Source organism: Lacticaseibacillus boliensis (assembly GCF_054784775.1).
The window spans coordinates 1-25,710 of record NZ_BAAIHN010000030.1 but is presented as its reverse complement, the minus strand read 5'-3'; the positions used below and the strand labels follow the sequence as shown (position 1 = coordinate 25,710).

Below are 25,710 nucleotides of genomic sequence, written 5' to 3'. Positions count from 1 at the left end.
CTCAGCACCCCGAAAGAAGGGACCATCATGAACCTCAAAGATCTCGATTATTTCTGCCAGCTTGCGCACACCTTGAGTTTCACGCAGACTGCCACGTATTTTAACGTCAGCCAACCAACGATCACCCAGGCGCTCAAACGTCTTGAAAATCGCTTCCAGCTCCCTTTGCTTGAGCGCAAGCCCCACTCCAAAAGCATCCGGCTGACGCCCGCTGGCCACCAGTTGATGTTGACGGCAGAACAGACGTTGTCCTCTTGGGAGGCTGGCGTCGCCACCATCAGCCGGATGCGCGAAGCCAAGGTGCGGTTGGGGATCGGGCCGTCGATCAGCGAGCGCTACTTGATCGATCTGATGCGTGCGTTACGCGAAGCCAACCTGTTAGGCAACCTCGAGATCGTCGAAATGGGCGCCAAAGCGCTGGCCCAGCAGCTGGCCGATGGCGCCGTCGACATGGTGATTACTGGGGTACTCGACGATAACATCGACCCGAATCTCCACACGACGCCGCTGACGCCGTTGCATTTTAACGTCTTGGCCAATGCGGAGCACCCGCTCACGGCCAAGACCAGCGTCACCGTTAACGAACTGGTCAAGTTCCCATTCATTACCTTAAACGGCGATTACCTCAACCACGAAGTCTTCACCCGGATGTTTGGTGGTGCGACGCCCAAGGTGCTGTTTGACAGTGAAAACCCGCGCGTGGTGTTGCAGGCCATTTCGGCCAACATCGCCTTGGGCTTTTTGGCCGACCTAACGCCGATCGACGATCCCGCGATCCGCATCCTGCCTATCGCTGACGTGGCGCCATTTTCCGCTCAGATCGCCTTACAATATCGCCGCCAGCAACAACACTCGACGCTGTTTGACACCATCAGCGCCATCATCCAGCAACAATTCAGTCTCAATCGTCATTAACTAACGCCAAAAAAAGCCTCAAGCGCCACACGTTTTGCGTGGTTGCTTGAGGCTTATTCGTGTTACTTCTTGTCTTCGACCGTCGGCGGGGTAACAGCTTTGCCACCTTTTAAGATGTGCTTATAGTTGACAACCGTCTTGTGCTTGAGGTCTTCGACCATCACGGCGTCTTCGTCGTCGAAGCTGTCGATGCTTAGCATCGCGGCGTTGACGTACAACTTCTCAACGGTACCTTTGAAACTCAATGGTACATTGGCGCTTTTGCGTACTGTGACCTTATCACCGACTGCAATTTCATCTGCCATGTGTAACGGTTCCCCCTATATCTGAGTTAACCGTATTATATCACACTATCCGATCGCTTCGTCCACGCTGTTTTCGATCGCGGCCGGCACCATGCGCTTAAAAGAGATCACGGTGCGGTATAACAACTCCCGGGCATTCAACGCGTCTTTAGGATGATAGTCTTTAATTTCTACCAAAGCCGCGCATTCATAAATCTTGACCACCCGGCCGTCAAAAGCGTGTTCCATATTGCCGTTGGGTTCACAATGCACCCACATACCAAGCTCGATTTGATTCATGCGACTCACTCCTTAGTCATTTTCCTAAGTGTAGCAAGGTCATTCCTCAAAAAGCTAATTTGGCGCTTGTGAATTCCTAACTAGGCCCGCACCTGACCGTCACCGAGGATCTGGTACTTAATGGTAGTCAGCTGATCCAGACCCATCGGTCCGCGGGCGTGCAACTTCTGGGTGGAAATCCCAATTTCAGCCCCAAAACCGAACTCGAAGCCATCGGTGAAGCGCGTGGACGCATTGACGTAGACACACGCCGCGTCGATTTCCCGCAAGAAACGCTGGCTGGCGGCGTAATCAGCGGTGACAATCGCCTCGGAATGCTTGGTGTTGTGCGCATTGATGTGCGCGATCGCGGCGGTTTCATCAGGCACTACCTTGACGGCCATGATCAGATCATTGTATTCCGTATCCCAATCCGCATCGGTCGCCGCAATCATGTCAGGAACGATCGCCCGCGCCTGCTCGTCGCCGCGCAGCTCAACACCATGTTCGCGCAACGCCTTGGCGATAGTTGGCAAAAAGGCCGCGGCGACATCTTGATGGATCAATAATTTTTCAGCGGCGTTGCAGACGCTTGGCCGTTGCACCTTCGCGTTGACCGTGATATCGATGGCCATTTGCAAATCGGCGGCCTTGTCAACATAGATATGACAGTTGCCAGCACCGGTTTCGATCACCGGCACCGTCGCGTTTTTGACCACGGTTTGAATCAGCCCTGCCCCGCCGCGTGGGATCAACACATCGATATAGCCGTTCAAATGCATCATGGCGTTGGCGATGTCGTGGCTCGGGTCGGTGATCAACTGGACCGCATCCCGCGGCAAGCCAGTTGCTTCTAGCGCGTCTTGGAGCACGCCGCACACCGCCTGATTGGAGGCCAATGCCTCCCGGCCGCCACGCAAGATCACCGCGTTACCAGACTTCAGCGTCAACCCGGCGGCATCCGCAGTGACATTCGGGCGTGCTTCATAGATGATCCCGATCACACCAAGTGGCACACGTTGTTGGATGATCAGCAGTCCGGCCTCGTTGCGCCATGCCTTGTCGGCTTTGGCCGTCGGGTCAGGAAGCGTGGCGACTTGGCGCAGGCCTGTCGCCATATCAGCAATACGTGCTTCGGTTAATAGTAGCCGATCAGTGAATTTAGACTGCTTCGCCTTGGCTTTTTGCATGTCTTCAGCGTTGGCGGCCAAGATATCGTTGCTGTGGACAACCAATGCCTCAGCCATTGCGTTCAACGCCTGGTTTTTGGTTGCATTGTCTAGTTGGGCCAACGTCTTGGCCGCGGCTTGTGCCGCCTGCCCCATCTGGATCAAGTCTGCTTGTTCCATGATCTTCCTCCGATCTTCACCGCGGCATCAGTGCCGCAAGCCTGTCTTCAATGCGCGATCTGCGTCGCGTCTGGATGGACGCGACCGAACCAGGTACCGACATCTTCGCCGGCAACCACTTTCAAAATGACCCGCGGATCCGCGCCGCTACACAACACCATCTGTTTGCCTGCCGTCATCATCGTCTTGGCCGCCTTCAGCTTCGTGACCATGCCCCCGGTGCCAAAGCGCGTGCTGGAGCCGCCGGCCGACGCCAAGATGTCTTGGCTGAGGTGAGTCACGGCCTCGAGCTTCTTGGCGCTTTGATCTTTATGGGGATCCCTATCGTACAGCCCATCAATGTCCGACAACACAATCAACAGGTCCGCTTCGATCCGCGACGCCACCAAGGCCGACAGCTGATCGTTATCCCCGAAAGTGGTGTGGTGATCCATTTCATCGACAGCCACCGTGTCATTTTCATTAATGATCGGGATAATGTGGCGTGCCAACAGGGTCTCCAGCGTATCCAAGACGTGCTGCCGCGAAACCGGAAAATCGAAGGTGTCATGCGTCAACAGCATCTGCCCGACCTGAGTGTCATAGTCGGAAAAACGTTGCATGTACAACCGCAACAGCTCGCCTTGACCAACCGCCGCGATCGCCTGTTGTTCCGCGATCGCAGCCGGCCGCCGATCGAGGTGAAGTTTGTCTAACCCCACCCCGATAGCACCGCTGGACACCAATACGACTTCTAGTCCTTGGTTGTTCAAGGCCGAAAGTGCGTACGCCAGTCGGTCGATCGTTTGTAAATTAACTTTGCCGTTGTGGTGGATCAAGCTACTCGTCCCAATCTTGACCACGACCCGGCGACACTGTTGCAAATTGCGAATCATAAGCATCCTCCGTCTTGAACAACAACCACCCGCCGTCAGAAACCAAAAAGCGTGCCTTCGCTCGAGGCACCCTATCCGGGCGGTACCATCCTCGTTCGAAGCCACGCTTCACACTTTTGTTGTGTCTCATATTCTGTTCGGCAAACGCGGCTGGGATTCGTGCATATTGGTGGGCTTTCAGCAAACGCCCGCCTCTCTGTGAAGCACTACTATGACCGCGTGTTTATACCCGAATGATATGGGAAGTCTCAGCAAATGTCAAGCGCTATCTTCGGGTTACCCGCAGCCGAACGTCGCAAGCATGCAAGCGCCATCATCGTCGGAGCCCAGAAAATCGTGATGATTTACACATTAAGAGTTGACAAACCCAGAAATATCGATTAAAGTATGATTAAATTCAGATGAGCAAAAGCTACGAAGAGCAGGAGTAAACTGGTGCCACAATCAAGAGAGATTCCGTTTGGTGCGAGGAACCATGTGGATCAGTCGAATGTAAGCTCTAAGCTACCGATGCGACGAGTGTCGGCTGGTTGCCACCATTAAAAGGCCAACGGATAAGCGTCACACTGTCCGTAGAGGCCGAAGTTTTCGGCAAAGACAAGGTGGTACCGTGCGATTGCGCCCTTCGAAGATAATTCGTCGGGCGCTTTTTGTTTACCTCAAAAAGCACCGACGTCCTGCTCAATTCACATAATTTTCTCATTAACGGAGGTCAGATTATGCAACCATTCCCATTATTCCCAGCGTTCGGCTCTGGCCAAACGTTGAACAAACTCAAAAATCATCAACCAGAAGGCTTTTTCCTCAGCGGCTCCTTGACCGCCGAGACGCTGGTCGGCATCCGCGATGCCGGCTTGCTTTCCGCCAGTGAATACGCCGCCCACTTACGCCGCATGCGCATGATCACTGATACCCCGATCATCGCTGACCTGCAGTCCGGGTTTGGCAATCCGATGAATACCTATTACGCCGCCGCAGAGTTCGAACGTTCAGGCGCCGATTGCCTCTTGATCTCGGATCAAAAATCCCCTGCCCACACCCAAGACGCGCCGGCCATCACCACCGACGCCGACTTCTTAGGCAAGGTCCACGCCGCCTTAGATGCCCGCGACGACGACCTGACTCAGGTCTGGGCACTGATGGAAGGTCTGCCCAACGAAGGCATCGAAGCCGTCTGCACCAAATATGCCTGGCTCGAACGCCTGCCGCTTGGCGCGATCGTTGTCGCCCACTGGATGCCTGCGCAACTGCGGGCTTTGGCGCGGATGCCACACCACTTGCCGCTGATCGCCACCTGGCGTCCAGAGATTCCTGCCTTGCCAGGCGTCAACGGTTGGCTCGATACCGGCTACATTGAAGATGCTGCTGAACAAACCATGCGTGAACTGATCGCGGATCTGCCAACCATGCTGACCGCGTCCAAGGAGGCTATGTAATGACTAAAAAAGCAGAACGAATGCGTGCCATGTTTAAGCAGATGGTTTTCTCCGATCAGATCATCCGCATGCTTGTCGCCCCTGACGCTTTAGGGGCCAAGATCGCAGAGCATGCAGGCGCCGACGCCGTTTTTGCCGCCGGTTACGCCACCTCCGCCGCCAACTTGGCGATGCCAGATCGCGGGATCGCCGACTTCGGTGAGATGCTCGAAAAATGCCGCCAAATCGTCAACGCCACGACGGTCCCTGTATTTGCCGACGCCGACACCGGCTACGGCGACCTCGCCAACGTCCGGCGCACCGTGGCCAGCTATGAACAGATCGGTGCCGCCGGCTTGTTTTTGGAAGACCAGACCTGGCCGAAGCGTTGTGGCCACATGGACAACAAGTCTGTTGAGCCGACCGAAGTCCTCGAAGCCAAGATCCGCACCGCCAAAGCCGCGCGCAAACACTCGGACTTCTTGATCATGTCACGCACCGATGCCCGCGCCGTTTACGGCCTCGATGAAGCCATCGCCCGCTCCAAGCGCTATCAAGCCGCCGGTGCCGACATGGTGTTTATCGAAGCCCCACGCGATATCAGCGAACTCCAGGCGATCCATGATGCCTTCCCCGACACTCCTTTGATGGCCAACATGATCGAAGGCGGCAAGACGCCTTTGACCGACACCGCCAAACTCCGTGATCTCGGTTTTCGCATCGTGGTTTATCCGACAGCGATGACTTACGCCACCGCCTACGCCGACGAACAGCTAGTCCAAACCCTGATGACGGAAGGCTCGACCAAGTCGTATGAAGACCAGATGATCACCTTCGATCGGTTCAACAAGTTCGTCGGGCTCGATGAGGTCAACAACCGTGAAGCCCAATATTCGGCCGACCGCATGTCAGCAGAGCTCGCCAGTTTGTATTCCAAATAACAGCTTCCACGTCCGCCTCGAGCGGACTTTTTTTGCAAAAAAAAATCCCGACACGATGTCGGGACGGGCAAAACGAACCGGGGGGAACTTTTTGCCGGTGAGACGAGTTACGGAAGATAAGTAAGCGCCTCGTACTCACCACGGCTATTTTACCAGTCTAATGATTAAAAAGCTAATATGAATTCGCTACCATCGTTGTTGTAATTGCGATCTTCTGTCACGCTACCGACGCAGATTTTTCTGCGGCAACGCCTGTAAAACTGTCGTCAGCAAGATCAAGGCGCCACCGATCACCTCTGGCAGCGCCAAGCGCGTACCTAACACCCCGACCGCCACAACCGTCGCCGTCAATGGCTCAAAGGCGCTGAGCATGCCGGTCGCGCTCGGGTCGATGTACTGCAGACTCTTGAGATACAACAGATACGCAAACATCGTGCCACCGATCACGATAAACGCAATGCCGAGCAAATTGCCAACGCTCAATACAGGCGGCATGGTCATCGCCAGCTTCGGCCAAAAGACCAAGGAGCCTAAAATCATCGCCCAGCCGACAACCAGGCGGGCGTCAAACGCCTGCAATAATTTGCGCGGCAACAGCGTATAACTCGCCTGGCTGACCCCGGCCAAAACGCCCCAGATCACCGCCGGTAGCGATAGCGCCAAGCTGGTCAGGCGCCCTTGAGTGACCAACAAGTAGGTCCCAAACAAGGCCAAAGCGATCGAAATCGTGTCGATACGCCGCGGCAGCTGCCGGTTTGCAACGGCAAGGTAGACGATGATGAACAGCGGGCCGAGAAACTGCAAGACGGTCGCCGTTGCCGCATTGCCATAGCTGATCGCCATGAAGTAGGTCGCTTGAGAAGGCATCATCCCCAACAGCCCGAAAACAACGAGCCGCCAGCCGGACTGTTTGCGCCAGATCGCCCAGATCGATTCATGGGTTGCAAGTGCATACCAGCCCAGTAGCAAGATGCCGGCCGTCAACAGCCGCACCCCGACCAGCCATGTCGCGGAAACATGTGCTGATGCAAAGAGATACTGCGCCACGCTGCCCGACACGCCCCAGAGCATGGTGCCAAAAATCGCATAGCAAATGCCACGCGCCTTCTGCGAGCGCGACATTGATTTAGAAAGTTGCATATCGGTTGTCCTTTTCTATCTTCCTTGTCCGAATCATTATAAACAAAATGATGGCAAGGCACAATCACCCGGCTTATGCTTGACAACATTAGAATTACGTTGTAAATTGATGACAATCACAAGTTAGGAAGTAATTCACATGACATATCGTTCAACCACAGCTGCACGTCGATTTTTCTCCGGGTATTTCGGATAGTCATCCGAACGCCCCGGTAATTTCGTGGCGCGCGGATGACGAAACAGCATCCGCGTGCTAGGTTGAACCAATCGTCCCTTATTGGACAGACCAAACACCGGATGCCGACTGGCAGTCCGGTGTTTTTGCGTTTTACCATAACTTGATAATGAGAAAGAAGGAATTTTCATGCCAACAACCAAACCAGGATTACTCAAAGATCTCAAACATACATACGACGGCTTAGGCGCCAACCCGATCCGTGTCTTCGATGCCGAAGCCAGCAAGATCCCAGACGTCATCAAGCTGTCGTTAGGGGAACCCGACTTCAACGTCCCAGAGCACATCAAACAAGCCGCGATCGACTCGATCAACAAAGACCAATCCCACTACGCCCCGACGCCAGGCTGGCCCGCATTCCGTCAGGCCGTCGTCCACTTCTTGAAGGATCGCTACGACCTCGACTACGACCCTAACAGCGAAGTCACCGTGACCGTCGGCGCCACCGAAGCCTTGCATTCTTGTCTCGACATCGCCTTAAACCCAGGGGATAAGATCTTGATGCCAAGCCCGACCTTCTCGTTGTACGACCAGCTGGTACGCATCAACGGCGCTGAACCCGTCTACATGAACACCGAAAGCACCGGCTTCGTCTTGACCCCAGAACAGTTAGAAAAAGCCATCGCTGAAACGCATCCGAAGGCGATCTTGTTGAACTTCCCATCCAATCCGACTGGCGTGACCTATAGCAAGGAACAAGTCGAAGCGCTCGCTGCGGTGATTGCCAAGACCGACCTGATCGTCATTTCCGATGAGATCTATTCCGAACTGACCTATGGCGCCAAGCATTACAGCTTCGCCAAGGCCTTGCCGGAACAAACCCTCTTGATCAACGGCGTCTCCAAGTCCCACGCCATGACCGGCTGGCGAATCGGCTTTGTCGCAGGCCCTAAGGAATTGATGGCCAAGGTGACCTTAGCCCACGCCTTCAACGTAACCTGCCCGTCTAACCCAGCAATGGCCGGCGCGATCGAAGCGCTGTCCACCGAAGAAGGACGCCAAGACTCCTTGAAGATGAAGGCTGAATACGAAAAGCGCCGCGACTTCGTGATCGAGAAGATGTCTGCTCTAGGCTTCGGGGTCCCGAACCCGAATGGCGCCTTCTACGTTTTCGCCAAGATCCCAGAAGGCTACATCCAAGACGGCAACAAGTTCTGTGACGACCTGTTGCACAAAAACAAGCTCGCCTTGATCGCCGGCAATGGCTTCGGCCCGGGCGGTGAAAAGTATGTCCGCCTCAGCTACGCCGCTTCCATGGCGGATCTAGAAGAAGCCATGAAGCGCCTGGCCGCTTACATCAACGAAAACAAACCCGCATAAACGATAAAAACGGCTTGCATGCCTTGAATGGGATGCAAACCGCTTTTTTATTTGCCCAACAACAAAATAAGCGAGCAACCCGTACGGGCTACCCGCTTATTTATTCAACTATTTATCCGCGAACGAGCGCATCAAAGGCACTCAAGGCCGCGGTCGCACCGCTGCCCATGGCAATAACGATCTGCTTGTACGCAGAATCTGTGCAATCGCCGGCGGCAAACACGTTGGCCATGTTGGTGGCGCCGCGCTTGTCGACCACGATTTCATGGTGGGCATTGAGCGTCAAGGCGTCCTTAGCCCATTCGGTGTTTGGCACCAGGCCGATCTGGACGAAGACGCCATCCAAATCGAGATGCTTGGTGCTGCCATCACCACGATCGGTATAATCCAGACCGGATACCCGCCCATCGCCGACAACGGCGGTAGTTTGCGCGTTAGCGATCAAGTCAACATTGCTGAGCGAACGCGCCTTGGTCACCAAGACGGCGTCTGCGGAGATCTCAGGAGCAAATTCCAGCACGGTGACGTGCTTGGCGATGCCGGCAAGGTCGATCGCCGCTTCGATCCCAGAATTACCGCCTCCAACAACAGCGACGTCTTTGCCTTTATACAGCGGACCATCGCAGTGCGGGCAATAAGCCACCCCTTTGTTGCGGAACTCGTCTTCGCCAGGCACCCCGAGATTGCGCCAGTGTGCGCCGGTAGCGACGATAACGGTTTTGGCCTTGAGGTTGGTGTCACCTTTGAGTCCAACTAACACCGGCTGGCCTTCAGTCAAGCTAGTAACGGTTTGCCCAGAGATCAAGGTCACGTGGTACTTGTTCAGCTGCGCTTCGATGTTTTGCATGAAGTGCTCGCCTTCGATGTAATCCGTCCCGGGGATGTTTTCGATCCCCACGGTTTCCAGCGGCTGGCCGCCGATATGATCAGCAACGATCGCCGTGGCCAGGCCTTTGCGAGCCGTGTAAATTGCCGCGGTCCCTGCAGCAGGGCCACCGCCGATGATCAACACGTCATAGACTTGTTGTTGGGCTTCTTGGGCGACCGGCGCCGGGCCGCTATGTCCTGCGGCTTTGGCCACCAATTCATCCAAGGTCGCGCGGCCGTTGTGCCACTCTTCACCGTTCAAGAAGACGGTCGGCACCGCCATGATGTCTTTGGCGTTGGCTTCATCTTGATACATGCCACCTTCGATCATGGTGTGTTTGATATGCGGGTTCAGCACACTCATGATGTCCAAAGCCTGCACGACATCTGGGCAATTGTGGCATGACAAGCTGGCAAAGGTCTCAAACTGCAGGTCTTGGTCAATTGCCATGATCTGCTGGCGCTGAGCGTCAGTGATCTTTGGCGCATGTCCTGAGACTTGCAGTACGGCGAGGACGAAAGACTCGAACTCGTGTCCTAACGGGATCCCGGCAAAAATGATCCCAGACGGCGCTTGACCAGCCGCATCGACCGTAAAGCTCGGCTGCCGCTGAAGTGACGCGGGTTCGATCGACAACCGCGAATCCAGGCCCACCACATCGTCGAGGAAGGCCTGGGTTTTTTGCCCGTTGGCGGAATTACCTGCGTCTAGCCGGAACACCACCGGCTTTTGCAGATAAGTAAAGTAAGCTTTGAGCTGTTGCTTTAACTTGTCGTCTAACATTAAATCTTGCCTACAAGGTCGAGGCCTGGCGTCAAGGTCTCTTCGCCTTCCTTCCACTTAGCGGGGCAAACCTCGCCTGGGTGGGTTTCAACATATTGGCCAGCCTTGATGCGGTCGATGTATTCTGATGCGTTGCGGCCGATGCCATCGGCGTTGATTTCCATCGATTGAACCACGCCGTTCTTATCGAGGATGAAGGTCCCGCGTTGTGCGAGACCTTGTTCCTCATCGAGCACGTCGAACATCCGTGCCAACTGATGGGAAGGATCGCCGATCATCGCGTATTGCAGCTTGCCGACGGCGTCTGATTCATCATGCCAGGCTTTGTGAACAAAGTGGGTATCTTCAGATACGGAGTAAACTTCAACACCCAGACTTTGCAGGGTCTGGTATTGGTCTTGCAAATCCTCCAACTCGGTTGGGCACACGAAGGAGAAGTCTGCTGGGTAGAACATAACGACGCTCCAATGCCCTTTCAAATCGGCATCGGTAACGGTGACAAACTCACCATTGCGATACGCCTGTGCGGTGAACGGCTCGACTGCTTTTCCAACTAAACTCATGTGAAAAACCTCCTTATTGTTCGGTACGCCCTCATTGTACACTAGAATGATTATTAATTAAAGGGTTGACTTTTTGGAACCCCTCATTCCGCATTGCACACAACTAAAGCGGTTACTGTATCGCAACCAAAAAAAGCCTCGAAACCCGGTCAATGTTTCGAGGACTTTGGCAAGCGGTTCATTGTTGGAAAATGGCGTGCTGATACTTCTCAAACCAACCGCGCCCCATGCCGCTATCGGCGGTCAACAAAAGCCGGTTTTGGGTATAAGCGCGCTGTTGGCGACTGATGGCAGTTTTTTGGGCGGCGTTGGCCTGCGCCTGGGTGTCAAAGGTGAGCAACTGCATCGCCACGTTGCCGGCACCTTGGAAACCGACACCTGCTGTTGCGCCCTTAGGTAAGTCACTGGCGGCGATCTTGGCTTGGTCGGTCAAGGTCAGCCCTTGGGCCTTGACGTGTGCCAGATAGGCGCTTGGTGACTTCTGCGACACCTGGCTGGTTTTTGTTGAACTGGCCGAATTGTCACCGGCACCTTGGCGCTGGCCGCACCCGGTCAAGAACAACACCCCTGCTGTGACGATCATGATCATCATGCCCGTTGCTTTCATTGTTTGATCCTCCTTGCTTTACCCTTAGTCTATCGAAAATCGCTCATGATCTCATCAGGCGCAAGATGGAAAAATAAATAACCACCACCGCAAAATCCGGTGGTGGTTATCTTCGATCGATCAGTTTCTCGGCGTCAATCCGGCCAGTAAGAATTCGACGGCGTCGTGGGTCACCTGTTCACAATCCACAGGCTGATCGTCCATGATCACGTTGGGGATCATGTAGCCGATCATGACACTGGTACAATAGCGCATGATCCGCATAGATTCCCAGCGTACCAGTTCGCCATTGTCTTGGTAGACCTTGAGGATGTCATTGAAAGAATCTCGCATGGTATCGGCGAGCATGTTGGTCATCTGCACCAGCAAGATCGGATTTTTCCCGATTTCTTGAATGAAGATCTTCATCTCCGCGCGGTTGTTCATCACGAAGCTGATCCGATCACGAATCCCGAACTCCAACAGATCCGCGAAGTGGGGAAAACGCTGCTCGGCCAGCGTTGAGACGAACTCACCGGCAGCTTTGGGCATGACCCGATTCAAAAACGGTCCGAGAATCGCCTGCAACAGGCCTTCTTTGGTGCGGAACCGCTTGAAGATCGTGCCTTCAGACACCCCCGCTTTATGCGCAATATCAGCTGTGGAAGTGCCGTCGTAACCATGCGCAGCAAATAACTCCAAGCTGGCGTCTAACACGGCCTGTTGCTTGCGTGACAAACCTTTGCCGGATTCGGCTTCCTGATCAAAAATACTCTGAAGTTCTTGTACCATTTTTTCCGCTTCCTTGCGTGGTTATTAGAGATAGCATAGCACTTCCAGACAACCTACGGAACTGCTTTGCACAATAATTAGGAAAGATTTAGCCAACTATTCTCGCGATTGACATCGCTTTCTAGGAGGAGCGCTATGTACCGGCCAGCCAAGCTGACCAGATGAAATATTCCGCTACGCAAAAGGCCTAAGGCAGCGCCTGCCACCTTAGACTGTTTTGCTATGCTTGCGCGACTGCGGGTTCGAGGTGCTTGTTGGCGGTCGCTAGCATCAACCGGATCCGGTTGAGCTGGTTGACCACACTGGTCCCTGGATCGTAGTCGATCGGGGCAATGTTGGCCCCTGGGAACTGCCGCCGCAACTCCTTGACCATGCCTTTGCCCACGATGTGGTTTGGCAGGCAACCGAATGGCTGCATGCAGATGATGTTCGGTACCCCGGACTTCAACAGTTCAATCATTTCACCGGTTAAGAACCAGCCTTCACCGGTTTGGTTGCCAAGGCTCAAGATATGCGAAGCATCGTCGGCGATTTCGTCGATCGCTTCGATCCCATCAAACCGCTTGGAGGCGGTCAGCGCCTTTTGCATCGGCTTTTCACACCAGCGGATCAGCCCCATGGTAAACTCCGCGAAGTACTTGGCCGATGCCTTGGCACCAAGATGATTGTACTTGTACAGCTGGTTGTACAGGCTGTAGTTCATGAACCCAACGATGTCTGGCACGATGACTTGGGCGCCTTCTTTTTCAAGCAACCGCACAACGTTGTTGTTGGCGATTGGTGAATACTTGACCAAGATCTCGCCGACGACGCCGACTTTTGGCCGGATGCGGCTTTCATCAAGCGGCACGGTGTCGAAGTCTTTGACGATCTGGGCAACGTTCTTCTTAAATTCACGGAACGAACCTTTTTCAACCGAAGGGCGTACCAACTCAAGCCACTGCTCGTGCATCTTGTCGATCATTCCAGGCTCGGTTTCGTAAGGCCGGGTGCGGTAGACGACACGCTCGAACAAGTCACCATACAAGAAGGCAATCGCCGCACGCTTCAGCAGCGGGATCGTGAACTTGAAGCCAGGCGTCTCTTCGACCCCTTGGTTCCCCAGACTGAGGGAAACCACCGGGACCTGTTCGAAGCCGGCATCTTTGAGCGCTTTTCTGATCAACGGGATATAGTTCGTTGCTCGGCAGCCACCACCGGTTTGGGTCATCATCACCGCGGTTTTGTTGAGGTCATATTTGCCTGATTGCAAGGCCTCAAGCATCTGCCCGATCGAGATGATCGCCGGGTAGCAGGCGTCGTTGTTGACGAATTTCTGGCCGACATCGATACTCTTACGGTCGTCCATCGGCAGGTTCACCACGTTGTAGCCAGAGGCCTGTAAGGCGACATCGACTAAGCCGTGTTGATGGATCGGTGACATCATCGGCAGCAACAAGGTGTAGCCGTCTTTGCGCATATCTTCTGTGAAGTCGACAGGCTTTGGATCGTCTTCCAACTTCTCTGGCATGATCTTGCGCTTGGTGCGTTCTGCCACGGCTGCTTTCAGGGAACGCAACCGGATGCGGATGGCGCCCATGTTGGTTCCTTCATCGATCTTCAAGCTGGTGTACAGGCGGTTGTAGCGATCCATGATCTCTTCGATCTGGTCGGCGTCGATGGCATCGATCCCGCAACCAAAGGAGTTCAGTTGAACGAATTCCAGCTGTGGCGTCTTCGCTGCGATCCGTGCGGCCGCGTACAGGCGGCTGTGGTAGGTCCACTGGTTGACGACCCGCAGGCCCTTGACGTCGCCGAGATGGGCGATGGAATCTTCGGTGAGCACATGGAAGCCTTCAGCGGTCATCAGCTGTGAGATCCCATGGTTGACTTCTGGATCCAAATGATACGGCCGGCCAGCTAAAACGATACCGTGTTCACCGGTGCGCATCAACATCTTCATGGTGTCTTCGCCGCGGTTGCGGATCTGGAGTTTGAAGTGTTCCAGTTCCTTGTAACCGGCGTCTAAGGCGTCTTCAATTTCTTTTTTGGAGATATCGAGGTCTTTGAAGCATTCGTACAGTGATTCCGCGCACGCCTTTTTATCCGCGAGGTTCAGATAAGGATCGCGGTAGTCGATGCTGCCGTTGGTGATTTCATCGACGTTGTTCTTGATGACGGCAGGGTAAGATTGCACGATTGGGCAGTTAAAATGGTTGTCCTGATCGGCGTTTTCTTGGACTTCGTAAACCACGGCGGGATAGAAGATCCGCTTGTAGCCCTTGTCGATCAAGGCTTGGATATGGCCGTGCACCTGCTTGGCCGGGTAGCAAACCGTGTCTGAAGGAATGGTTTCCATCCCTTTTTCGTATTGGTCTTTGTTACCTTTAGGCGACAATTCGGCGCGGAAGCCAAGCTTGGTGAAGAATGTCTGCCACAACGGGTAGTTTTCGTACATGTTCAACACGCGTGGAATGCCGATCACACCGCGGGTCGCCAGCTTTTTGCGCAACGGGCGATAAGAGAAAAGCAACTTGTACTTTTCTTCGACCAAGTTGATCTTGCCGTTTTCTTTCTTCAGGTGTTGCCGCAAGCCACGGGCTTCACCTTTTTCACACCGGTTACCAGTGACGAAGCGGCGGCCATCGTTGAAGACGGTGATGGTCAGCGCACAGTTGTTTTCGCAACCACCGCAGTGCATGTATTCCTTGGTGAAGGTCAGCTTATCGAACTGATCGACAGACAACAGCGTCGTCTTGTCGCCTTCTTGATAGGCTTCTTCGGCGATTAAGGCCGCACCATAAGCGCCCATCAAGCCAGCGATGTTTGGCCGGATCACTTCGACGCCGGCGATTTTTTCAAACGCACGCAAGACGGCTTCGTTATAGAAGGTCCCGCCTTGGCAGACGATGTGTTTGCCCATGTCTTCAGCCTTGCGCATCTTGATGACCTTGAACAAGGCGTTCTTGATGATAGACACGCTGAGACCGGCGGCGATATCACCGATGCTGGCGCCTTCTTTTTGCACCTGTTTGACCTTGGAGTTCATGAACACGGTGCACCGAGAACCCAGGTCGCTTGGGTGCTTGGCGAGCAAGGCAGCTTGGGCAAAGTCTTTGATATCATATTTCAAACCGGTGGCAAAAGTCTCGAGGAAACTCCCACAGCCACTGGAACAAGCCTCGTTAAGTTTGATCGTCGACAAGGCGTCGTTTTTGATCGTCATGGCCTTCATGTCTTGGCCGCCGATATCCAAGATGAAATCGACGTTAGGCTGGAAGTAATGCGCCGCGCGGTAATGGGCGACGGTTTCAACTTCGCCGATATCGACCATCAAGGCGTTTTTGATCAAGTGTTCGCCATAACCGGTGACGGCGGTTTTACCGATCGTCACCCCTTCTGGCATGTGTTCGTGCATGTCGCGCAAGATCTGCTTGGTCTTCTCCAGCGGATCGCCGTCGTTACTGTCGTAATAGGTATACAGCAACTTGTTGTCATCCGACATCAAGGCCACCTTGGTCGTCGTCGAACCGGCATCGATCCCTAAAAAGGCCACCCCACGATAGCTGGCGAGGTCGCGGCTTTCAACTTGTGCTTGAGCGTGGCGCTTGCGGAATTCTTGCAACTCGTCATCGTCTTTGAACAACGGTTCCAGTGAGTGTGACGGGTGCATGCCGGAATCATCCCCGTGCTCGAGCTTGTCTTCCAAGGCCACCAAGGTCGTGATCGGCTGATCGTTGGCATACAAAGCCGCGCCTTTGGCCACGAACAGTTGCGGATCTTCTGGAAAGACCACTTGTTCAGGCGTCAGGTTCAACGTGTCGATGAAGCGGGCCCGCAGTTGATCCATGAAGTACAGCGGACCGCCTAAGAAAGCGACGTTGCCGCGGATCTTATGCCCAGCCGCCAAGCCGGAGATCGTCTGGTTGACCACGGCTTGAAAAATCGATGCGGCAATGTCTTCTTTGCGCGCACCATCGTTGATCAGCGGCTGAACGTCAGTTTTGGCAAACACGCCACAACGGCTGGCGATCGGGTACATCGTCTTGGCATTTTTGGCCAGTTCATTGAGCCCATCAGCGTCGGTTTTGAGCAACAGCGCCATCTGATCGATGAACGCGCCGGTCCCGCCGGCACACGACCCATTCATCCGCTGTTCCAAAGAAGCCCCAAAGAACGTGATCTTCGCGTCTTCCCCGCCTAATTCGATCGCAACGTCAGTTTGTGGAATCAGCTCCTCCACCGTCTTGGTGCAGGCGATGACTTCTTGAACAAACTTCAATTGTAAGAGGTTAGCCAGCCCCATGCCGCCAGAGCCAGTGATGGTGCAGGCGAGATGGGTGTTGGGGCCAAGTTCTTCGATGGCTTCATCCAACACCCGCTTGCTTGCTGCCTTGACGTCAGAAAAATGGCGTTCATACCGGGCAAAACGGGTGTGGTGGTCTGCATCCATCACAACGAGCTTAACCGTTGTGCTCCCAACATCGATGCCACCATACAGTGTTTCTTCTTGCATGTCTTCACCTCAAAATTTCCATTCCATGTCCAATTCAAAGAATTAGATAGTGACTACTTACTTTCAGATTAGTGTACACCCAATCAGATATTTTTGCATAGCAATATGGTCAGATTGTCACAATTTGTTAACGGGCGATTGAATCACATGTAAGATTTTACCAATCGATAACGACAAAAAGCGTCGCCGCAATCTGCCCACTGGCCGTTGCGGCGACGCTTTTTGTTTAGTTGCACGTTAATCTTCGATTTTTTCGAGCAAGGCACCGGATTCGCTAGCCAACACCACCACATTGCCGAGCCTGGTGTCGGCGCCACCGTGATTGCCGCCATCGATGAACACGCGGGCGTATTCACCGGGATACTGCAACACGAACACCGGATGCCGCTGATAATCCATTAGCTTAGGTGGCAATAGGTTTTGGCGATAGCGGCCTTCGATGTAGCCGGTTGGCGTGTGGCCAGTGACGATCGTGGCTTGTAGCGGATTGCTGGCAAAAATCGGGGTGACCTGGCCGCCATACCAATAACTCTCCCGCGCCCACAGCTTGGTTTCGGCAGTTGTTCCTTCCGGCTGGGCGAGGTCCAAACCGGCATGGACCAACCACAAACGCTCGCGGCGATAATCAAGCGTTAGCTCCCGCACCCAAGCCAGCAACCCTGAATACGCGCTATTGACAAGTTTGCGGTTGGTTCGGGTCCCGCCGGCCTGCCCAAAATGGTGACGCACCGCCTCGCGCAAGGTGGTGGCACCGCCATTGTTCAACCAGTTATCGTCGGTTTCATCACGCAAATAATCTAACATCATCTGTTCGTGATTCCCGCGCAACACGACGGTGTGCTCGGCGTCTGCCAGCCAGCGCCGACGGATCTCTTCCAGCACCGCAAACCCCGCCTTATGGCCGTCGATATAATCCCCGATGAACACGGTGATGGCGCCGGGGTAGCGTGCCTACACCGCATCTAGTCGCGCAAACACCCCCATCTGCCCATGAATGTCACCCACTGCGATCACTTTCACCATCAGTCCACCTCCGCTAGGGTGATTATACAAAAAAAGCGGTCCCATCAGATGACGGTCCCGTTACATTTTGTAGACGATTTCACGGCTAGCGATCAGCCGCGCCTCGGGCAGTGAATCGTGGCACCTGTCCGGTCGGCCGCTCTTTGGCGACCGCCAGTTGCGCCACCTGGTTGAGATAGTTACTCGGCTCGTTGAAATGCGGCGAAAACAACATGTCAACATGCGCCAGGTCATCGATCGTATTATTATTTTGGATCGCAATCGACAGCGCGTTGGCGCTTTGGGCCACCTCATGCTCACAAAACAGTTGCGCTCCCAAGATCCGCCGCGACAATTGATCATACACCAGGGTGATGGTCAATGCTGAGGTGTCTGGCATGAACGCTGGCCGCCAGGTGCCGTTAAAGGTCACCGCTTGTGGACGCAACCCAACGACTTGTTGCGCATGAGCCAAGGTAATGCCGGTCGTCGCCACGCACAAACCAAAGACGCTGATCGCGCTGGTGCCTTGGGTCCCGTAATCCGGCTGTTTGGCGCCGCATGCATTCACACCGACGAGCGCGCCTTGGTGCAAGGCGGCACTGGCCAAGGGGATGTATGCCGCAGCACCCGTTGGATTGAACAAGCTGGTGCGACAATCGCCCGCCGCGAACACATCTGGATCTGAAGTACGCCCATACGCGTCGCACACCAACGCCCCGTGACGGTCACAGGTCAGCTGACTTGCCACCAGAGCCGTTGCCGGTGCAAAACCCGTGGTGGCAACAGCGAGATCGAAGGCAGCCTCCCCGCTACGTGCCTTGACGCCAATTTGCCCGGGGGCTGCTGCAAACGCCCGCACCGGATCATTGAGGTTCACCATCACCCCATGATCTGCCAGACGTGCCAAAACGATCCCAGCACCTGCAGCATCCAGATAGTTGCGCAACAGCTGGTCGCTGGATTCGAAGATGGTGACGATATGTCCTGTTTGCGCATAGCTTTCCGCCAATTCGACGCCAACATAGCCACCACCGATCAAGGCGATGGTTTGCGCAGTTGTCGCCGATCGATGCACGGTCTCGGCTTCTTCCATATCCTTGCACAACAAGATCCGCGACCGGTCGGCACCGGCTAACGGTGGCAGACTGTGGCGTGCCCCGGTGGCGACGATCAGCTTGTCGTAACGGATACTTTTGGCCGCGCCGGTCACCAAGTCACGCGCGTAGACCTTGTGTGCTGCCACGTTCACCCGCGTGACGTCATGATGCAACCACACCGTCGCCCCTTGACGCCGCAACGCTTCCGGAGTTTGGTAATGCAGACGCTGAAGGTCATTGACGGTGCCGTCAAGATACAACGAGACGCCACAAGCCAAGAAGCTGATGTCATCGTGGCGTTCAAAAATCGTCACGTGATGCTGCGGATATGCCGCCATAATGGCCTGTGCGGCAGCGGTACCGGCATGGGTACAGCCAATGATCACAATTTCCAATGAAAACGCCCCCAAACTCTTCTCTCAACTTTAATCGAAAAGCGTAAGCCCGTCAACACCACCCACCGCTGACGGGGTCGCCCATACAAAAAGCCAAGCCGTCACGGACTTAGCTTCTGTCATCATGATTATTGGGCATCAAAGTCTGCCGCGATCGGCAAGACATGCGGCCGGCCGAAGTAATAGCCCTGCACCAGGTTGGGCGAAAAACGCCTGATCAGCTGGATATCCGTTGATTCTTCGAATCCTTCTAAGGCAAACCGCTTGTGTTGCTGTTGCGCCCGGATGCGCCAGTAGGTGATCGCAGTGACGATCTCCGCCACCGAAAGCTTGCCGCGCACATTTTGCAGTGCAAACTTGTACTCGGCAACATACGGATCGAGTGCTGATACCAAAGCCTTCGTGTTGGCACCGGTGCCGACGTCATCTAAGCACACCACCAAACCGACCTCTTCAAACCGTTTGGCGGCTGCAATCAACATCTGCGCATCCACCGGCACATTGCCGGTACCGCGGCGTTCGGTCAACTCGATCACCAAGTCGTAGGTCAACTTATCTTGCAGTGCCACTAACAACGCCACATACGCTGGGTCGATGAACTGCTCTTGGTCGAGATTGAAACTCACCAGCTCAAAATCCTTGGGCAGCGTCTCAAGCGTCGCTTCGATCAAATTGGCCATCGTCTGCGGCGAAAATTGGCTGAAATCTTTAGGCAACAACCACCGACCGTTAGCTTCCTGCTGCTCGCGCAAAAACAGTTCATAGCCGGCTAGTTTGCCACTCGTGGCATCATATTTCGGTTGACCCCATAATCTTATCATCGTCTTAATTCACTTTCCTCTATCTTGCCGCGACCATGGATTCTGCGGTTTCAACGCCTGTACTCCAATCGATCGTTGCCGTATAGGTGCCCGCCTTGGCAGACCCGGCCGGACCGAGTTGCAGTTGGGCAGATAAATCACCATATAAATCAAAATCACCCGTGCTGGTCCCCGAGAAAATCAAAAACGCGCTTCCGTACTTATACGCCTGATTGTCCGGCACAAAATTGCCTAACGCCAAGTCTGGATTGCTCGTGATCACGCCATCGGTATCGGCTTGGGCGACGCCTGCTTGTTTGACGTCTGCCGCATCAGCACTCGGCGTTTTGAGCTTGAAGGTGAAGGCGGCTTCCGCGTTATCAAACTTATCACCTTGGCCGTTAGTGATCGATGCGTTTTCCAGCTGGGCTCGGATCCCCCATTGCGTCGGCGTGCCGCCATTGTGGACCCCAAAGGCAAACTGGCCGCCAGTGGCGCTTAAGGATTGACCGCTACCGTATAGCCCTGGGATCACAGCGGTCAGATTCGGATCCTTGCCTGTCGGATTACCTTGACCATCGGCCAGGCTGAAGTGAAACGCCGCCGGGACGGTGTAGATCATCGGGCCAGTGCTGGGCTTGATTTTCACCATGGCGACGTTAGAATACATCGTCGTCTTGCCGTCTTTGAAGGTGACCTTCATCTGGCACAGATCGCCGGCTTGCATGTAGGTGACGTTGCCAAGGTCCAACGTCCAGGTGTTCCCGTCATTGTCGGTGGCATTTTGATTCTCGCTACCGGCCCAACCGGCAAGCTTGGGTGCATATCCCCAAGTCGGCGTCGTGTTTGCCGTCAGTGAAGCCGGCGTTTCATTCAACTTGAACGTGTAGTCTGACCCGGCGACAACGCCTTCGGTATCGCCGGTGTCTTCAGGTTTCAACGAGATGATGTGCACTTGCTTGAGCACCCGCTGGGCCTGACCGTTCACCGTAAACGTCGCCTGCACCATCGCGTCAACACCGCTCGGGTTGTTGCCTTCAAACGCCTTGGAATTAGCCGTCAGGGTACCCGAATCTGCATCTGCATTGACGTCTGTGGTCAAAACATTGGTATTACCAATATTGGTTGATGAAACAGTCGGCTTAGAAAGTGCGACGCCAGTCACCGGTTTACCATCTTTGGTCAGCTGCCAATCCAACTTGTCGCTGGGGCTGCCCAAAATCGGCGTACCGGTCACGTTCTTGTAGTCTGTCGTGAACATGAAATCGGCGGCGGTCTGGCTACCTGGCACCGTTAGGGTCAATGCGTAACCCGAGGCTTTCGTGTCTTCTGTTTCTTTGGTCTGCTGCACCGCCGTTCCGACTTGAGAAACCGCCTCATCGATCGCCGAACCGCTGACGCCGCCACCGTTTTTGAGCTTATCGAGAATATCGGTGATTTTTTGGATCAGTTCCTTGATATTATCATCATCGGTGGCATCAGGTGCCCCAGAGATTGTCGACGACGCATCCCCGGTATTGGCCGTCTTGGGTTGCGATTCAACGACGACGATCTTCTTATTGGTCGTCCCGTCACTGTTGCGCGTCAACCCCCAGGCCTTCGCCTGGGCATCGGTGATCAGGTACATCCATTTGTTGTCACCAACGGCCGTGACCTTTTGGGCGGTGCTGGTGTCCAGCGTGCCGTTGCTGCCGGCGACTCCGATCTGCAAGGAATCACCGGCGTTTTGAATCGTCCCGGTGAGGATCGCAAAGTAGCCGTTGGCATTAGCCGGCAACACCATCTGATCGGTGATTTTCGGGGTTAAGGTGACCGTGTATTGCAAGGTGCCGACAAGCATTTTCAAAATGCCTTGGTTCGTTGTCGTGCCATAGTGGCTGTTGGCAAACTGCTCTCGAATCGCCAAGCTCGTCGCGGTGTCGTCGACTTTTTTCCCGTTGCTCAAGGTGACCTTGCTCATATCGACCACGATCTTGATGTCTTTGTCGATCGTGATCGTGCCGCCATCGACGGTCAAAACGTTGCCGGCGTGACTACCATACCAATTAGCAGCGCTGATCGGGATCCCGCCTTTGTTGCTCGCGGGATTGAGCTTGGTGCCATCGGCTGTGACCGTCACACCGGGGCTGGTGAGATCAAACCAGCCCGAGCCACTACCTTGCGTCACCGTCAGCGACATCAAGAAGTTGGTGAAATCGTCTTCAGCGTCACCAAAAATGCGCGTCGCCACCGTATCGCCCGCCTTGAACGTGAAGGTAACCACCGACTTGCTGGTAATTGCCGGCGCCGTTTTTGCCCCAGACGTGCTATTCAAGTTCGTTGCACTCACCGAATCCGGTGCGAGGATCAATGGTGAATTGGGATTGGCTATCTGGGTCTTAGCCATGGCATCCCCGCCGTATTGCGAGGTCACGTTGGCCGCGTCTGAATAATCAAGCCCTTTACCGCTCCAGTATTGGGTAATATCGTTGGGTCCAGCAATGATTTCCGCGTGAGCGGAGTTTCCCGGAAAAACTGCAAGGGTCATTAGGATGAGCAACATCCCGATCAATGCGATCCCGAATTTGGGCTTGGCTAGTTGCACGTTGATCCCTCCCTTCATTTCCTGACCGTTTTCAAGCGCCGCCACAATAGCCAGACGAGCCCGCCAGCCACTAATGACAACGCCACAATGAGCACGACGATCGAACGTGACACTGTCGGTGTCATCTGGTGGCTAGTCGAGTGGCTAGTTGGTGCCGCCTCAGCCGAGATTGTGTCGGCGACATGAACTTGTTGGTTAAAATGCCAGGTCCGCTGACCTGATCTGGCCGTCAACTCTACCGTATAATCCCCAGCTTTGAGCGCGGTCTTAGACACGATTCCAAACGTAAAATGTGAATTTGGCGCCATGGCATAGCCGTTGACTTGTCGGGTCAACAGCGGCTTTTGTTTGCCTTTAGCGAACACTTTTGCATCCAGGCTCAGCTGGCCGAACATCTGTGGTGCCGTGTTTTGAATCTGTGCCAACACCACCGGCGAACCGGCGCTTTGACCCGCGGTGAGCTTCGTCAGCTTGAGTTGTGGATGGACGTAGGTGGTGTTGGTGCGCAAGATCACCGGAATATACGTCGCAAAGCGGTTGCGCAACCTCATCTTACCTGCCGCCTTGCCTTGATAAGATGCCGCATCGATTGCATACACCGACCCTGCTAACTCACCGGCAAAACCTGTCTTGGGCACAGCAATCGTGAACGTCACCTGCTTAGATTGGTTGCCTGCCAGATGTACCGTTTGCGGTTTGCCCGTCAGCGAGGCAAGCCGATAGCGCGCAGAGTCGTCATCAGGGCCATTGGGATCATACCCGATCTGGCCGTTGTTACCAGTGTATAGGTTGGCAATGCTTACCTTGATTGTTTTGGTCGTTGCCGTCGTGTTCGTCACTGTTATCGGCAACGCAACAGACGTGCCGGGTTTGGCAACAAACTCGAAGTCGTGGTTTTGCTTGCTGGCCTGATTGGTCAGCTTAGGCGTCACGGTGAACGTCGCGCCATCAGCATGCACCGGCTGGGTCGGCAATAACCACCCCAGCAACAACAAGAGCCACCAATAGTGCCTCAACCGGCTCATTGATCTTGCTCCGCGTCGTCGCGGTCTTGCTTGCGGCGCTTAAATAATAAGAAGAGCAACAACAAGATGATCAAGATCAACAACACGATCAGCGCGACGAGCCACCATGGGAATGGATTGGCGACTTTTAGATTAGCCTGCTTGTTGACCTTATTAGCATTGGCCTGTGAGACCTTCAGCGAGCGACGAAAATGCCAGGTGTGGGTCCCGGATTTTGCCACCAGGTCGATCGTATACTTGCCCGCAACAAAAGCGTGCCCAGAAAACACCGCAAACTTGAAGTGCGAATTAGGTGCCATTGCGTAGTCGCTGACTTCGCGCGTCATCACGGCTTTGGTGCTGTTGCCTTTGTAGACCTTCGCCTTGATGCGCATTTTACCAAAAAGCTGTGGCTCGACGTTTTGCAGCGTCGCCAGCATCGCCGCGTGCCCGGCCTGCATCCCGATCTTGAGCTTGGGCATCTTGAGATCAGGACTGACATACGCATTATTGGTGCGCAAGATGATGGTCGAAAAAGCGGCAAATTTATTGCGGATCGTCAGGTTGCCTTGCGTCGCCTTGCCATATGTGGACACATCGACTGCGTGCAGGCTCCCGAGCAACTCGCCATGAATACCGGTTTTCGGCACGGTGACGGGATAGCTAATATGGCGGGAGGCTTTCGGCGGCAAGGTGATGGTGGACCCTTTTCCCGCTAAGGCAGACAAGCGATATTGCGCCGAGCTGTCGCGTGGACCGGCCGGATCATACATGACCTGCCCGTTGTTGCTCGTGTAAGCATTAGCAACAGCAACCTTGACGCGCTTTGTCGCGTCGGTGAGGTTGGTCAACGTCGCGCCAAAGGTCACCTTCTGTCCGGGCTTTGCGATGATATTAAAATAGCCTGCATCCTTGCTGGCGGCATCGGTCAATGTCGGCGTTAACGAAAATGACGATCCTGTCGCTTGCACCGGATTAATTGCGGCAAAGCCTAACGCCACCGCGATCATTACCACGAGGCTTATCAAACGCTTGTACATACCATTCTCCCTTTACGATTCAAAAAATCCCGTCCCCCGCCAAAAGGCGAAAGGCCGGGATCAACACACATCATTTAGTCAGCAGCCGGTGCTTTAGGCGTACCGTTGTCCACCGTCCAGGTGACTTGGCCAGTGTACGTATCTGCTTTGGCCTTCACGTTCTTAGCAATCGTCAGACTTGGCGCGGTGACCTGTGCCGTCGTCTGGCCTTCACCAAAGCCTGGTTTTGCGGTCAAAACGGCATTGTTAGTTTTGACGATATCCGTTGTGCCGACCGTTACATCAGTCCCGTCGGTCGCGCCAACGTTATCGCCGGACACACTGCCGATCGTAAACGCGAGACTGGAAGCTGTCAATTTTGCTTTAGTCGTATCACCGGTGAAATCACCAACCTTGGCCGTCACATTCCAGCCTTTATCGGTTTGTGAATAATCAGCGACACCCAGTTGGCCCCCGACAGACGCACCGTTATTATCGCTTTTACCGGAACCAAAACTGACGTCTCCTTTCATCAAATCGGTCAAGTTCTGACTTCCAAATGTAAAGCTCGGAACCGCCGTCAGATACAGTGACTTGCCATCTGCATTAGCCCCATTGTCCAAGATGGTGAATGTCGCGTTCGAAGTATCCGGTTTTGTGGCCGCGGTTGTTGTCGTCGTTGCAGACGTACTCGATTCATCGCCAGTACCTGCTGAGACTGTATTTGTTGTAAATACTGCTGTTACTGCGGCAGCAAGTAATGCACCGCCTAAAAGCAAAGTTTTTTTCATGTTAATTACGCCCCCATAAGATGAACATTAAATTACTCGATTATTAATCCTGGATTATTCATAGAATTTCAAAAAAGCAGCGCAATCCCATGATTCACACGGGACTGCGCTGCTTTGGTGTTTCACCCATTGGGTGCGCCTATATGCTAAGGTTGAGTCGACGAAAACCATCACG

General features: G+C 54.4%; 21 protein-coding genes and 1 other annotated feature. Of the genes, 4 read left to right on the top strand and 17 right to left on the bottom strand.

Going from position 1 to position 25,710, the window contains the following annotated elements; translation table 11 throughout:
* Window positions 1-27: 27 nt before the first annotated feature.
* Window positions 28-915, top strand: a complete 888-nt coding sequence (locus ACYVRB_RS11275; protein ID WP_461215454.1) for a LysR family transcriptional regulator — start codon at window positions 28-30, stop codon at window positions 913-915.
* 62 nt (window positions 916-977) lie between these two features.
* Here ACYVRB_RS11275 and ACYVRB_RS11270 read toward each other — a convergent pair whose 3' ends face one another.
* The 4 genes from ACYVRB_RS11270 to proB form a co-directional block, all read right to left on the bottom strand.
* Window positions 978-1,220: a hypothetical protein gene (locus ACYVRB_RS11270; RefSeq protein ID WP_461215453.1), complete on the bottom strand. Its 243-nt coding sequence runs from the start codon at window positions 1,218-1,220 to the stop codon at window positions 978-980.
* A gap of 45 nt (window positions 1,221-1,265) precedes the next feature.
* Window positions 1,266-1,499 (bottom strand): hypothetical protein, encoded by a 234-nt coding sequence (locus ACYVRB_RS11265; RefSeq protein WP_461215452.1) that lies wholly within the window; start codon window positions 1,497-1,499, stop codon window positions 1,266-1,268.
* A gap of 80 nt (window positions 1,500-1,579) precedes the next feature.
* Window positions 1,580-2,827 (bottom strand): glutamate-5-semialdehyde dehydrogenase, encoded by a 1,248-nt coding sequence (locus ACYVRB_RS11260; protein ID WP_461215451.1) that lies wholly within the window; start codon window positions 2,825-2,827, stop codon window positions 1,580-1,582.
* Window positions 2,828-2,874: 47 nt separating this feature from the next.
* Entirely contained in the window at window positions 2,875-3,702 is an 828-nt protein-coding gene (gene proB, locus ACYVRB_RS11255; protein WP_461215450.1) for a glutamate 5-kinase, read from the bottom strand.
* Between the two features lie 405 nt (window positions 3,703-4,107).
* Window positions 4,108-4,331 (top strand) — a binding site (T-box leader).
* Between the two features lie 90 nt (window positions 4,332-4,421).
* Here proB and ACYVRB_RS11250 point away from each other — a divergent pair.
* Both ACYVRB_RS11250 and ACYVRB_RS11245 read left to right on the top strand, forming a co-directional pair.
* Window positions 4,422-5,138: an isocitrate lyase/phosphoenolpyruvate mutase family protein gene (locus tag ACYVRB_RS11250; protein WP_461215449.1), complete on the top strand. Its 717-nt coding sequence runs from the start codon at window positions 4,422-4,424 to the stop codon at window positions 5,136-5,138.
* Window positions 5,138-6,058: an isocitrate lyase/PEP mutase family protein gene (locus ACYVRB_RS11245; protein WP_461215448.1), complete on the top strand. Its 921-nt coding sequence runs from the start codon at window positions 5,138-5,140 to the stop codon at window positions 6,056-6,058. The genes ACYVRB_RS11250 and ACYVRB_RS11245 overlap by 1 nt, the downstream gene beginning before the upstream one ends.
* 222 nt (window positions 6,059-6,280) lie before the next feature.
* Here the strand turns inward: ACYVRB_RS11245 and ACYVRB_RS11240 are convergent, their stop codons facing one another.
* A complete protein-coding gene (locus tag ACYVRB_RS11240; RefSeq protein ID WP_461215447.1) occupies window positions 6,281-7,198 on the bottom strand; it encodes a DMT family transporter in 918 nt (305 codons plus the stop codon).
* A gap of 364 nt (window positions 7,199-7,562) precedes the next feature.
* Between ACYVRB_RS11240 and ACYVRB_RS11235 the strand changes: the two genes are divergently transcribed.
* Window positions 7,563-8,753 carry an aminotransferase class I/II-fold pyridoxal phosphate-dependent enzyme gene (locus ACYVRB_RS11235; protein WP_461215446.1) on the top strand — a complete coding sequence of 397 codons (1,191 nt, stop codon included), beginning with the start codon at window positions 7,563-7,565 and terminating at the stop codon, window positions 8,751-8,753.
* Between the two features lie 112 nt (window positions 8,754-8,865).
* On the opposite strand, the gene ahpF is transcribed toward ACYVRB_RS11235, so the two are convergent.
* The 12 genes from ahpF to ACYVRB_RS11175 form a co-directional block, all read right to left on the bottom strand.
* Window positions 8,866-10,404: an alkyl hydroperoxide reductase subunit F gene (gene ahpF, locus ACYVRB_RS11230; RefSeq protein ID WP_461215445.1), complete on the bottom strand. Its 1,539-nt coding sequence runs from the start codon at window positions 10,402-10,404 to the stop codon at window positions 8,866-8,868.
* A complete protein-coding gene (ahpC, locus tag ACYVRB_RS11225; protein ID WP_461215444.1) occupies window positions 10,404-10,967 on the bottom strand; it encodes an alkyl hydroperoxide reductase subunit C in 564 nt (187 codons plus the stop codon). Before ahpC ends, ahpF begins: the two co-directional genes overlap by 1 nt.
* Before the next feature lie 178 nt (window positions 10,968-11,145).
* Window positions 11,146-11,574, bottom strand: coding sequence for a hypothetical protein (locus ACYVRB_RS11220; protein WP_461215443.1), 429 nt, complete (start codon window positions 11,572-11,574; stop codon window positions 11,146-11,148).
* Window positions 11,575-11,694: 120 nt separating this feature from the next.
* Complete coding sequence (locus tag ACYVRB_RS11215) at window positions 11,695-12,345, bottom strand: TetR/AcrR family transcriptional regulator (RefSeq protein ID WP_461215442.1); 651 nt, start codon at window positions 12,343-12,345, stop codon at window positions 11,695-11,697.
* A 220-nt stretch (window positions 12,346-12,565) separates the two neighbouring features.
* Entirely contained in the window at window positions 12,566-16,840 is a 4,275-nt protein-coding gene (locus ACYVRB_RS11210) for an acyl-CoA dehydratase activase-related protein (protein ID WP_461215441.1), read from the bottom strand.
* Between the two features lie 237 nt (window positions 16,841-17,077).
* Window positions 17,078-17,767 (bottom strand): metallophosphoesterase, encoded by a 690-nt coding sequence (locus ACYVRB_RS11205; protein WP_461215440.1) that lies wholly within the window; start codon window positions 17,765-17,767, stop codon window positions 17,078-17,080.
* 181 nt (window positions 17,768-17,948) lie between these two features.
* On the bottom strand, window positions 17,949-19,328 hold the full coding sequence (locus tag ACYVRB_RS11200; RefSeq protein WP_461215464.1) for an FAD-dependent oxidoreductase: 1,380 nt from the start codon (window positions 19,326-19,328) through the stop codon (window positions 17,949-17,951).
* Between the two features lie 137 nt (window positions 19,329-19,465).
* Entirely contained in the window at window positions 19,466-20,158 is a 693-nt protein-coding gene (locus ACYVRB_RS11195) for an EAL domain-containing protein (protein WP_461215439.1), read from the bottom strand.
* A 19-nt stretch (window positions 20,159-20,177) separates the two neighbouring features.
* Entirely contained in the window at window positions 20,178-22,721 is a 2,544-nt protein-coding gene (locus ACYVRB_RS11190) for an autotransporter outer membrane beta-barrel domain-containing protein (RefSeq protein WP_461215438.1), read from the bottom strand.
* A 14-nt stretch (window positions 22,722-22,735) separates the two neighbouring features.
* On the bottom strand, window positions 22,736-23,746 hold the full coding sequence (locus ACYVRB_RS11185; RefSeq protein WP_461215437.1) for a DUF3324 domain-containing protein: 1,011 nt from the start codon (window positions 23,744-23,746) through the stop codon (window positions 22,736-22,738).
* Entirely contained in the window at window positions 23,743-24,765 is a 1,023-nt protein-coding gene (locus ACYVRB_RS11180; RefSeq protein WP_461215436.1) for a DUF916 and DUF3324 domain-containing protein, read from the bottom strand. Before ACYVRB_RS11180 ends, ACYVRB_RS11185 begins: the two co-directional genes overlap by 4 nt.
* Before the next feature lie 74 nt (window positions 24,766-24,839).
* Entirely contained in the window at window positions 24,840-25,535 is a 696-nt protein-coding gene (locus ACYVRB_RS11175) for a WxL domain-containing protein (RefSeq protein WP_461215435.1), read from the bottom strand.
* Window positions 25,536-25,710 lie beyond the last annotated feature (175 nt).